The following is an 11,316-nucleotide window of genomic DNA, read 5'->3' as shown; positions in this document are numbered from 1 at the left end:
GTGGGTGAAGCCGTGGTGTCGCGGGGTCGGTATTCGTGCGCTCTCGGTGGGTGAAGCCGTGGTGTCGCGGGCTCGGTATTCGTGCGTTCCCGGTGGGTGAAGCCGTGGTGTCGAGGGCTCGGTATCCGTGCGTTCCCGGCGTGCGAAGCCGCGGTGTCGCGGCCAGGAGGTTGGTCCCTCGGCGGTGCGGGCCCAGCGGCGGCCCGGCCGGCTCGGCACTTCGGGCTCCGGCCCAGCCGGGCGGGATCGCAGCCGCGCCGTCAGGGGGCAGCCCTCGGCGGCGGCACGGGCCGGTGCTCGCGACGGCGGGCCCCGGGCTGGCCGGGAGGGAGGCCCGCTTCGGCTGCGGCACGGGCCGGAGGCTGTGAGGGCCCGGCTTCGGGTGGGTCCGGCGGGCGTGCCCGGCACCGGTAGCCTTGCGGCCCGTGACTTCGACACTCATCTGGATCGCGGTCGTCCTCTTCGCGATCGGCCTCTACCTGAGCTGGACGGCAGGGCGCCTCGACCGCCTGCACGCGCGGATCGACGCCGCCCGTGCCGCGCTCGACGCGCAACTGCTGCGCCGTGCCTCGGTCGCCCAGGAGCTGGCCACCTCCGGGGTGCTGGACCCGGCGGCCTCCATCGTGCTCTACGAGGCGGCGCACGCCGCGCGGCAGGCCGAGGAGGAGCAGCGCGAGGTCGCCGAGAGCGAGCTGAGCCAGGCGCTGCGCGCCGTGTTCGGTGAGGCGCAGCAGGTGGAGGCGGTACGGGAGGCGCCCGGGGGAGAGGACGCCGCGAACGAGCTGGCCCAGGCCGTCCGCCGGGTCCCCATGGCCCGCCGCTTCCACAACGACGCCGTGCGCGCGGCCCGCGCCCTGCGCCGCCACCGCAAGGTCCGCTGGTTCCGTCTCGCCGGCCACGCGCCCTTCCCGCTGGCCTTCGAGATGGACGACGAACCCCCGGCCGCCCTGGCCGACCGACCGACGACCTGACGACGCGGCGCGGGTACGGCGACGGGGGCCTGGTCAGGTCAGGGCCGCAACGCTGCTGGTCAGAGGTACAGGGTGTCGCCTGAGCAACCACGAGACCAGGCGTACCCGCGGCAGGTCAGGGCTCGCCCGATCGGCACCGCGCACGCCGTCCAGCCGGCTCCGCGCACCCCGCCCTGGCGGAGCCCACGGCGGAAAACGATCCACCGCCTCCCCATTGGCCCTTGCAGTGGCCTGTGCCCCTCCCGTTTCCTCGGTGATTGCAGAAACCCTCTTCCACCGAGCGAGGTCGAACCCGTGTCCAGCTTGCCCAACTCCGCCGCCCAGACCCCCGAGACCGGTACCGCCCGCGTGAAGCGCGGCATGGCCGAGCAGCTCAAGGGTGGTGTGATCATGGACGTCGTCACCCCGGAGCAGGCGAAGATCGCCGAGGACGCGGGCGCGGTCGCGGTCATGGCCCTGGAGCGGGTCCCGGCCGACATCCGCAAGGACGGCGGCGTCGCCCGTATGTCCGACCCGGACATGATCGAGGGCATCATCGAGGCCGTCTCGATCCCGGTCATGGCCAAGTCCCGCATCGGCCACTTCGTCGAGGCCCAGGTCCTGCAGTCCCTCGGCGTCGACTACATCGACGAGTCCGAGGTCCTCACCCCGGCCGACGAGGTCAACCACTCCGACAAGTGGGCCTTCACCACCCCGTTCGTCTGCGGCGCCACCAACCTCGGCGAGGCCCTGCGCCGTATCGCCGAGGGCGCGGCCATGATCCGCTCCAAGGGCGAGGCCGGCACCGGCAACGTCGTCGAGGCCGTCCGCCACCTGCGCCAGATCAAGAACGAGATCGCCAGGCTGCGCGGCTACGACAACAACGAGCTGTACGCCGCCGCCAAGGAGCTGCGCGCCCCGTACGAGCTGGTCAAGGAGGTCGCCGAGCTGGGCAAGCTCCCGGTCGTCCTCTTCTCCGCCGGTGGTGTCGCCACCCCCGCCGACGCCGCGCTGATGCGCCAGCTGGGCGCCGAGGGCGTCTTCGTCGGGTCCGGCATCTTCAAGTCCGGCGACCCGGCCAAGCGCGCCGCCGCCATCGTGAAGGCCACCACCTTCTACGACGACCCGAAGATCATCGCGGACGCCTCCCGCAACCTTGGCGAGGCCATGGTCGGCATCAACTGTGACACCCTCCCCGAGGCCGAGCGCTACGCGAACCGGGGCTGGTAAGCACCCATGAGCAACACCCCCGTCATAGGCGTCCTGGCCCTCCAGGGTGACGTACGGGAGCACCTCATCGCCCTGGCCGCGGCCGACGCCGTGGCCAGGCCGGTGCGGCGCCCCGAGGAACTCGCCGAGGTGGACGGCCTCGTCATCCCCGGCGGCGAGTCCACCACCATCTCCAAACTGGCCGTCCTCTTCGGCCTCATGGAGCCCCTGCGCGCGCGTGTCCACTCCGGACTGCCCGTGTACGGCACCTGCGCCGGCCTGATCATGCTCGCCGACAAGATCCTCGACCCGCGCTCGGGCCAGGAGACGATCGGCGGCATCGACATGATCGTGCGCCGCAACGCCTTCGGGCGTCAGAACGAGTCCTTCGAGGCGGCGGTCGACGTGACGGGCGTCGAGGGCGATCCCGTGGAGGGCGTCTTCATCCGCGCCCCCTGGGTGGAGTCCGTGGGCGCGCAGACGGAAGTGCTGGCCGAGCACGACGGTCACATCGTCGCCGTACGCCAGGGCAACGCCCTCGCCACGTCGTTCCACCCGGAGCTGACCGGCGACCACCGGCTGCACGCGCTGTTCGTCGACATGGTGCGCGCGAACAAGGTGGCGGAGTCCTTGTAGGATCTCTGGGGTTCGTTGCAGAGATGGGTTACGCGAAGGAGACAGGCAGATGTCCGGCCACTCTAAATGGGCTACGACGAAGCACAAGAAGGCCGTGATCGACGCCAAGCGCGGCAAGCTCTTCGCGAAGCTCATCAAGAACATCGAGGTCGCGGCCCGGATGGGTGGCGTCGACATCGAGGGCAACCCGACTCTCTACGACGCCATCCAGAAGGCGAAGAAGCAGTCGGTCCCGAATAAGAACATCGACTCCGCGGTCAAGCGCGGTGGCGGTCTCGAGGCCGGTGGCGCGGACTACGAGACGATCATGTACGAGGGCTACGGCCCGAACGGTGTCGCGGTGCTCATCGAGTGCCTCACGGACAACCGCAACCGCGCCGCCTCCGACGTCCGCGTCGCCATGACCCGCAACGGCGGTTCGATGGCCGACCCGGGTTCCGTGTCGTACCTCTTCAACCGCAAGGGCGTCGTGATCGTCCCCAAGGGCGAGCTGTCCGAGGACGACGTCCTGGAGGTCGTCCTCGACGCGGGCGCCGAGGAAGTCAACGACCTGGGCGAGTCCTTCGAGGTGCTCAGCGAGGCCACCGACCTGGTCGCGGTCCGCACCTCCCTCCAGGAGGCCGGGATCGACTACGACTCCGCCGAGGCCAACTTCGTCCCGACCATGCAGGTCGAGCTGGACGAGGAGGGCGCCAAGAAGATCTTCAAGCTGATCGACGCCCTCGAGGACAGCGACGACGTCCAGAACGTCTTCGCGAACTTCGATGTCAGCGACGACGTGATGGCCAAGGTCGACGCGTAGCGCTACCGCGAACCGAGCGGATCCGGCGGGCCGGTGGGACACACCCACCGGCCCGCCGCCGTTGTCGGTGGCAGCAGATAGCCTGCACAAACAGGTGATCGAGCGGGAGGGGGCGCGGTGCGCGTACTCGGGGTGGACCCCGGACTCACGCGGTGCGGCGTGGGCGTTGTCGAGGGAGTCGCGGGTCGGCCGCTCACTATGCTCGGCGTCGGAGTCGTCCGGACTCCCGCGGACGCGGAGTTGGGGCACCGCCTCGTCGCGATCGAGCAGGGCATCGAGCAGTGGCTCGACGAACACCGCCCCGAATTCGTCGCCGTGGAGCGGGTGTTCAGCCAGCACAACGTCCGCACGGTCATGGGCACCGCCCAGGCCAGCGCCGTCGCCATGCTGTGTGCGGCCCGCCGCGGCATCCCGGTCGCCCTGCACACCCCCAGCGAGGTCAAGGCCGCCGTCACCGGCAGCGGCCGCGCCGACAAGGCCCAGGTCGGTGCCATGGTCACCCGTCTGCTGCGGCTCGACGCGCCCCCGAAGCCGGCGGACGCGGCCGACGCCCTCGCCCTCGCCATCTGCCACATCTGGCGGGCCCCCGCCCAGAACCGCCTCCAGCAGGCCGTGGCCCTGCACGCATCGAAAGGCCGTACGTCATGATCGCCTTCGTCAGCGGCCCGGTCGCCGCCCTCGCCCCGGACTCCGCGGTCGTCGAGGTCGGTGGTATCGGCATCGCGGTGCAGTGCACACCCAACACGCTCTCCGGGCTCCGCATGGGTCAGCCCACCAAGCTCGCCACCTCCCTCGTCGTCCGTGAGGACTCCCTCACGCTGTACGGCTTCGTGGACGACGACGAGCGCCAGATCTTCGAACTGCTCCAGACCGCGAGCGGCGTCGGACCCCGCCTGGCCCAGGCGATGTTGGCCGTGCACACCCCCGACGCCCTGCGCCGAGCTGTGTCGACCGGCGACGAGAAAGCGCTGATCGCCGTCCCCGGCATCGGCAAGAAGGGTGCCCAGAAGCTGCTGTTGGAGCTGAAGGACCGCCTGGGCGGGCCCGTCGGCGCCCCCGCGATCGGCGCCCCCGTCACTCAGGGCTGGCGCGACCAGTTGCACGCCGCCCTGATCGGCCTCGGGTACGCCACACGCGAGGCCGACGAGGCCGTGTCGGCCGTGACCCCCCAGGCCGAGGCCACCGAAGGCACGCCCCAGGTGGGCCAGTTGCTGAAGGCGGCCCTCCAGACCCTCAACCGAGCCCGCTGACCACACTGTCGAGGCGCTCGACGCCCTCCATCAGTACGGCCCCACTCCACATCTCACCTCTCCCCTCCATCCGACCGCGACCCGCGAGGCACCCGCAATGAACTGGGACGACACGACCGATGACACCGCCCCCGACCGCCTGGTGGGCTCCGTCGCCGACCGTGAGGACCAGGCCGTCGAGGCGGCCCTGCGCCCCAAGGACCTGGACGAGTTCATCGGCCAGGAGAAGGTCCGCGAACAACTCGACCTCGTCCTGCGGGCCGCACGCGCGCGGGGGGCGACGGCCGACCATGTCCTGCTCTCCGGCGCCCCGGGCCTCGGCAAGACCACCCTCTCCATGATCATCGCGGCCGAGATGGGCGCCCCCATCCGCATCACCTCCGGCCCCGCCATCCAGCACGCAGGCGACCTGGCCGCGATCCTCTCCTCACTCCAGGAGGGCGAGGTCCTCTTCCTCGACGAGATCCACCGCATGTCCCGGCCCGCCGAGGAGATGCTGTACATGGCGATGGAGGACTTCCGGGTCGACGTCATCGTCGGCAAGGGCCCCGGTGCCACCGCCATCCCGCTGGAACTCCCCCCGTTCACCCTGGTCGGCGCCACCACCCGCGCGGGACTGCTGCCGCCGCCGCTGCGCGACCGTTTCGGATTTACCGCGCACATGGAGTTCTACGAACCCGCCGAGCTGGAACGGGTCATCCACCGCTCGGCGCACCTCCTCGACGTGGAGATCAATCCGGAGGGCGCCGCCGAGATCGCCGGCCGCTCCCGCGGTACGCCCCGTATCGCCAACCGTCTGCTGCGCCGCGTCCGCGACTACGCGCAGGTCAAGGCCGACGGGATCATCACGCGCGACATCGCCGCCGCGGCCCTCGCCGTCTACGAGGTGGACGCCCGCGGGCTGGACCGCCTCGACCGCGGTGTCCTCGAAGCCCTGCTCAAGCTCTTCGGCGGCGGACCGGTCGGCCTGTCCACCCTCGCCGTCGCCGTGGGGGAGGAGCGCGAGACCGTCGAGGAGGTCGCCGAACCCTTCCTCGTCCGCGAGGGACTGCTCGCCCGGACCCCCCGCGGACGGGTCGCCACCCCCGCCGCCTGGACCCACCTCGGACTCACCCCGCCACGCGGCATGACCGGCGGAAACGGACAACAGGACCTGTTCGGGGCGTGACCGTCTCGTGACGGCGCGGTACTCGCCCGGCAAGGAACCACGGTGACATGCTGTGCGTTGTTCCATCACGGTGGACTCGCTTAGACTCCGCCGATGCCGCCCTTGTCGGCAGCACACATACCCCCAACCATCAGGCCGCTCGCCATCGCGGTCGTGTGAAGGAAGTTCCGACCCGTGAGTCTCGTGACCCTCCTCCCGTTCATCGTGCTCATCGGGGCCATGATCCTGATGACCCGATCGGCCAAGAAGAAGCAGCAGCAGGCCGTCGACATGCGGAACCAGATGCAGCCCGGTTCCGGCGTCCGCACGATCGGGGGCATGTATGCGACGGTCAAGGAGGTCAGTGAGGACACGGTCCTCGTCGACGCCGGGCCGGGCGTCGAGCTGCTGTTCGCGAAGAACGCCATCGGTGCCGTCCTCAGTGACGAGGAGTACAACCGCATCGTCCACGGCATCGAGCACGACCTGAAGTCCGACGTCGTCCCGGACGACGCCTCCTCCCTCACCGAGACCGACGAGCCCTCCGACGACGCTTCCGCCGCTTCCGACGACAAGCCCATCGACCTCGGCAAGAAGGACGTGTCCGACGACGCGACCGACGAGACCGTCGAGGCGAAGGCCGACGAAGCAGAGCCGAAGAAGACAGACGGCGAGTCCGACGCGAAGTAGTCACGTCCCGGGAGCACGGGCGAGAACCGCCCGCGCCCCGGGCACGTGCCGTTCTCGCCCGGATTCCCGACACCAGTCATGGCCGCCCCCGCGCTGACCCCGCGCGCGGCGGCCCGAGAGGGAGTACGAGAAGGTGGCAGCACCGAAGAAGGGCCGGAGCGCCAGCACCCAGAGCAAGCCTGGGCGCGCGCTGGCCCTCATCCTGATCGCCATCGTGGCGCTCACTGGGGGAATGTTTGCCTCCGGACACACCAAGCCGCGTCTCGGCATCGACCTCGCCGGTGGTACGAGCATCACGCTGACGGCGATCAACGAGCCCGGCCAGCCCAACGCGATCAACAAGACCAACATGGACACCGCGGTCGAGATCATGAACCGCCGTGTCAACGGTCTGGGCGTCTCCGAGGCGGAGGTGCAGACCCAGGGCAATGAGAACATCATTGTCAACATCCCCAAGGGCACGGACTCCGAGGAAGCCCGGGACCAGGTCGGCACCACCGCGAAGCTCTACTTCCGCCCCGTCGTGAAGGTCGAGGGCAGCGGCGCCGCGGCCCTCCCGACCACCCCGCCGAGCGGTGACGCCAGCGGCAGCGCCTCGCCGAGCCCCTCGAAGTCCGGCGACAAGAACGCGGACAAGGGCACCGACAAGGCGACGTCTCCCGAGTCCCCCAGCCCGACGGGCTCCGCGACCTCGCAGGGCCGCGCCGTCACCGACGCGCTGAAGGCCGACTCGACGCCGACCCCGAGCGGCTCCGGCTCCCCGAAGGCCTCCGACAAGGCTTCGCCGACCCCCACCCCGAGTGCCGACAAGGCCACCCAGGACCTGGAAGCGGCGTACGCGAAGCTCGACTGCAGCGACCCGAAGCAGCGGGCCACGGCCGGCAAGGGCAAGAACGACCAGCCCATCATCGCCTGCGGTGAGGAAGCCCCGAAGGTCTGGAGCAAGTTCCTGCTCGGCCCGGTCGGCGTCGACGGCACGGAGATCACCAAGGCGCAGGCGATCCTCGACACCCAGAACGCGGGCGGGTGGAAGGTCGTCATGGACTTCGACTCCCAGGGCAGCAAGAAGTTCCTCGACGTCACCACCAAGCTCTCCAGCCAGCCCTCCCCGCAGAACCAGTTCGCGATCGTCCTGGACGACGAGGTGGTCTCGCACCCCGAGGTGAACAGCCCGATCACCGGCGGCAAGGCCGAGATCTCCGGCAGCTTCACCCAGGAGGAGGCGCAGAACCTCTCCAACATGCTGTCGTACGGCGCGCTCCCGCTGACCTTCAAGGAGTCCAGCGTCACCACGGTGGACGCCGCGCTCGGCGGTGAGCAGCTGCACGCCGGTCTGATCGCCGGTGCCATCGGCCTCGCCCTGGTCGTGCTCTACCTGCTCGTGTACTACCGCGGCCTGTCGTTCATCGCGATCGCCTCGCTGCTGGTCTCCGCGGCGCTCACCTACGTGATCATGTCGCTGCTCGGCCCGGCCATCGGCTTCGCGCTGAACCTGCCGGCGGTGTGCGGCGCGATCGTCGCGATCGGTATCACGGCCGACTCGTTCATCGTGTACTTCGAACGCGTCCGGGACGAGATCCGCGAGGGCCGTACGCTCCGTCCGGCCGTCGAGCGCGCCTGGCCGCGTGCCCGACGCACCATCCTGGTCTCCGACTTCGTGTCGTTCCTCGCCGCCGCGGTGCTCTTCGTGGTCACCGTCGGCAAGGTCCAGGGCTTCGCGTTCACGCTCGGCCTGACCACCCTGCTCGACGTCGTCGTGGTGTTCTTCTTCACCAAGCCGCTGCTGACGCTGATGGCCCGCAGGAAGTTCTTCGCAGGCGGCCACCGCTGGTCCGGCCTCGACCCGAAGAGCCTGGGTGTGCAGCCCCCGCTGCGCCGCACGCGCCGTTCCGCCCCCGCCGACCCGAAGGAGGCCTGAGATGTCCAAGCTCGGTGACCTCGGAGCACGACTCCACCGCGGCGAGGTCGGCTACGACTTCGTCGGCAACCGCAAGATCTGGTACGCGGTCTCCATCCTGATCACCATCACGGCCATCCTCGGCCTGGCGGTGCGCGGCATGAACATGGGTATCGAGTTCCAGGGCGGTGCCGTCTTCACCACCCCGAAGACCAGCGTCTCCTCCACGCAGGCGGAAGAGGCCGCGGAGAAGGCGTCCGGCCACGACGCGATCGTGCAGGGCCTCGGCACCGGCGCACTGCGGATCCAGGTCTCCGGTGTGGACACCGGCCAGGCCGACCGCATCAAGCAGGACATCGCCGAGGACCTCAAGCTCAACCCGGACAAGATCAGCGCGGAGCTGGTCGGCCCCAGCTGGGGCGACCAGATCGCCGACAAGGCCTGGCAGGGTCTCGCGATCTTCCTGGTGCTCGTGGTGATCTACCTGGCGATCGCGTTCGAGTGGCGCATGGCCGTCGCCGCGTTCGTCGCCCTGATCCACGACATCACCATCACCGTCGGCATCTACGCCCTGGTCGGCTTCGAGGTGACGCCGGGTACGGTGATCGGTCTGCTGACCATCCTCGGTTACTCGCTCTACGACACGGTCGTCGTCTTCGACAGCCTCAAGGAGCAGACGAAGGACATCACCAAGCAGACCCGCTGGACCTACAGCGACATCGCCAACCGCTCGATCAACAGCACCCTGGTGCGGTCCGTCAACACCACGGTGGTCGCGCTGCTGCCGGTCGCCGGTCTGCTCTTCATCGGTGGCGGTGTCCTCGGCGCGGGCATGCTCAACGACATCTCGCTGTCGCTGTTCGTCGGTCTCGCGGCCGGCGCGTACTCCTCGATCTTCATCGCCACGCCGCTCGTCGCCGACCTCAAGGAGCGCGAGCCGCAGATGAAGGCCCTGAAGAAGCGGGTCCTCGCCAAGCGTGCCCAGGGGGAGCAGACGGTGGAGACCGCCGCCGACGGCCCTCACGGGGACCAGCACGAGGACGCGACCCCCGCCGTGGTCGGGCCGCGCTCCCAGTCCGGGGCCCGCAGCCGGGGCCGGGGCGGTAAGCGGCGATGACCGACATCAAGGAGCTGCTGCTCAGCCGCATCCGTGATGTCGCGGACTACCCCGAGCCGGGCGTGATGTTCAAGGACATCACCCCGCTGCTGGCCGACCCGGCGGCGTTCACCGCGCTGACGGACGCGCTGGCCGAGGTCACCGTGCGGCACGGTGCCACGAAGATCGTCGGCCTGGAGGCCCGCGGCTTCATCCTGGGCGCCCCGGCCGCCGTCCGGGCCGGTGTCGGCTTCATCCCCGTACGCAAGGCGGGCAAGCTCCCCGGAGCGACGCTCAGCCAGGCGTACGACCTGGAGTACGGCTCCGCCGAGATCGAGGTGCACGCCGAGGACCTCGTCGCGGGCGACCGCGTCATGGTCATCGACGACGTCCTGGCCACCGGTGGCACCGCCGAGGCCTCCCTCCAGCTGATCCGCCGCGCGGGTGCCGACGTGGCGGGCGTCACGGTGCTGATGGAGCTGGCGTTCCTGGCCGGACGGCAGCGTCTGGAGTCGGCGCTCGGCGGAGCGCCGCTGGAGGCGCTGATCACCGTCTGAGACGGTTCGCGCGACCGCATGGAACGGGCGCCCCAGGGATTCGTCCCCGGGGCGCCCGTTCCGTTTGTGGACGTTCGCCACCCGTCGCGTACACGCTCTTTGCTCGTTGTGCACATGTTCGCCATGTGGAATCTCAGAACACGGGAAACCCCCGGTGAAAGCTCAGATCTTGCTCAATGCGGTTGGCTTTGCATGATCGCTCCTGCCAAGATCGATCCCGAACTCCCCGGAAGGGGAGAAAACGGGAGGAAAAGTATGACCATCACGCGCAAGTTCGCGTCCGGCGCCGTCGCCGTGGCGTCCGTCGCGGCCCTGTCCGCCGCCGCGGCCCCGGCCGGCGCCGCCCCCAAGGCCGCCGCCGACACCGCGGTCACGACCGTCACCCTCAAGGCGAACCCCTGCACCAGCTGGAAGAACGCCGTCGGTATCCCCGGCAAGTGGAGCAAGTCCTCGTACGGCTGCGCCATCCTGGGCCGGCCGGGTCTGAAGGTCACCTACCGCTGGGCCGCCGAGCGCGGCACGCCCTGCATCAAGGTGAAGGGCTTCGTCAAGGGCGGCCCCAAGGGCTTCAAGACCAAGTGGTACAACGCCGGCTGCGGCAAGTCCGGCTTCATCAAGAACGTCCCCTGGGGCAATGTCGCGGCGGACCGTGAGATCCAGATCAAGGGTGCCTCGCTGCTCAAGTGGCGCTGATGCCTGACGTGCGGTAACTGACCACTACACGCACCCCGAGGCGGGCCCGGAGGAATCCGGCGCCCGCCTCTCGCGTTTCACGGGAGGACGGGTCTCACAGTGGCCTGAAGGCGATCCCGGAGCGCAGGATCGCTACGATGGGTGCTCCGGAGCCTGACCGGGGGACCCGGATCGCGCACGAGGAGCCCTCTTGGCAGACGAGGCCCAGCACCTGACCGCCGCCAAGCCCGAGTCCGCCTCGGGCCCCGCGGCCAAGCCCGCGCAGAACGCGACGCAGGCGAAGAACCCCGCGCAGGGCTCCGTCGAGCACGCCCAGTCCGCGCCCGCCGACAAGGCCGCCGAGCCGTCGCGTCCCAAGCCCGCCCCCTCCGCCGAGTCCGGCAGGACCG

At 70.0% G+C, this 11,316-nt stretch carries 13 protein-coding genes; all 13 read left to right on the top strand.

The window, feature by feature from the left end:
* The first annotated feature begins 425 nt into the window (after nucleotides 1–425).
* Nucleotides 426–971 carry a LemA family protein gene (locus AOK15_RS32215; protein ID WP_055521858.1) on the top strand — a complete coding sequence of 182 codons (546 nt, stop codon included), beginning with the start codon at nucleotides 426–428 and terminating at the stop codon, nucleotides 969–971.
* Between the two features lie 303 nt (nucleotides 972–1,274).
* Nucleotides 1,275–2,180: a pyridoxal 5'-phosphate synthase lyase subunit PdxS gene (gene pdxS / locus AOK15_RS32210; RefSeq protein WP_420877003.1), complete on the top strand. Its 906-nt coding sequence runs from the start codon at nucleotides 1,275–1,277 to the stop codon at nucleotides 2,178–2,180.
* Between the two features lie 6 nt (nucleotides 2,181–2,186).
* The gene (gene pdxT, locus AOK15_RS32205; protein WP_055521856.1) at nucleotides 2,187–2,795 is read left to right on the top strand and encodes a pyridoxal 5'-phosphate synthase glutaminase subunit PdxT; all 609 of its coding nucleotides are present in this window, start codon (nucleotides 2,187–2,189) and stop codon (nucleotides 2,793–2,795) included.
* A gap of 49 nt (nucleotides 2,796–2,844) precedes the next feature.
* The gene (locus tag AOK15_RS32200; RefSeq protein ID WP_055521855.1) at nucleotides 2,845–3,597 is read left to right on the top strand and encodes a YebC/PmpR family DNA-binding transcriptional regulator; all 753 of its coding nucleotides are present in this window, start codon (nucleotides 2,845–2,847) and stop codon (nucleotides 3,595–3,597) included.
* Nucleotides 3,598–3,714: 117 nt separating this feature from the next.
* Nucleotides 3,715–4,245 (top strand): crossover junction endodeoxyribonuclease RuvC, encoded by a 531-nt coding sequence (gene ruvC / locus AOK15_RS32195; RefSeq protein WP_055521854.1) that lies wholly within the window; start codon nucleotides 3,715–3,717, stop codon nucleotides 4,243–4,245.
* Complete coding sequence (gene ruvA / locus AOK15_RS32190) at nucleotides 4,242–4,847, top strand: Holliday junction branch migration protein RuvA (protein ID WP_055521853.1); 606 nt, start codon at nucleotides 4,242–4,244, stop codon at nucleotides 4,845–4,847. Before ruvC ends, ruvA begins: the two co-directional genes overlap by 4 nt.
* 97 nt (nucleotides 4,848–4,944) lie before the next feature.
* Nucleotides 4,945–6,015, top strand: a complete 1,071-nt coding sequence (gene ruvB / locus AOK15_RS32185) for a Holliday junction branch migration DNA helicase RuvB (RefSeq protein ID WP_055521852.1) — start codon at nucleotides 4,945–4,947, stop codon at nucleotides 6,013–6,015.
* Nucleotides 6,016–6,189: 174 nt separating this feature from the next.
* Nucleotides 6,190–6,684 carry a preprotein translocase subunit YajC gene (yajC, locus tag AOK15_RS32180; RefSeq protein ID WP_055521851.1) on the top strand — a complete coding sequence of 165 codons (495 nt, stop codon included), beginning with the start codon at nucleotides 6,190–6,192 and terminating at the stop codon, nucleotides 6,682–6,684.
* 133 nt (nucleotides 6,685–6,817) lie between these two features.
* Entirely contained in the window at nucleotides 6,818–8,602 is a 1,785-nt protein-coding gene (secD, locus tag AOK15_RS32175) for a protein translocase subunit SecD (RefSeq protein ID WP_055521850.1), read from the top strand.
* Nucleotide 8,603: 1 nt separating this feature from the next.
* A complete protein-coding gene (gene secF / locus AOK15_RS32170) occupies nucleotides 8,604–9,698 on the top strand; it encodes a protein translocase subunit SecF (protein ID WP_055521849.1) in 1,095 nt (364 codons plus the stop codon).
* Nucleotides 9,695–10,234 carry an adenine phosphoribosyltransferase gene (locus tag AOK15_RS32165; RefSeq protein ID WP_055521848.1) on the top strand — a complete coding sequence of 180 codons (540 nt, stop codon included), beginning with the start codon at nucleotides 9,695–9,697 and terminating at the stop codon, nucleotides 10,232–10,234. Before secF ends, AOK15_RS32165 begins: the two co-directional genes overlap by 4 nt.
* A 255-nt stretch (nucleotides 10,235–10,489) precedes the next feature.
* The gene (locus tag AOK15_RS32160) at nucleotides 10,490–10,927 is read left to right on the top strand and encodes a hypothetical protein (protein WP_055521847.1); all 438 of its coding nucleotides are present in this window, start codon (nucleotides 10,490–10,492) and stop codon (nucleotides 10,925–10,927) included.
* Nucleotides 10,928–11,117: 190 nt separating this feature from the next.
* A partial coding sequence (locus tag AOK15_RS32155) for a hypothetical protein (RefSeq protein ID WP_157870430.1) occupies nucleotides 11,118–11,316 on the top strand: 199 nt, incomplete at its 3' end.

Source organism: Streptomyces ossamyceticus, from assembly GCF_001418475.1.
Classification (GTDB): Bacteria; Actinomycetota; Actinomycetes; order Streptomycetales; family Streptomycetaceae; genus Streptomyces; species Streptomyces ossamyceticus.
Note: the sequence above shows the minus strand (reverse complement) of the source record. Positions and strands in the feature narration are given on the sequence as shown.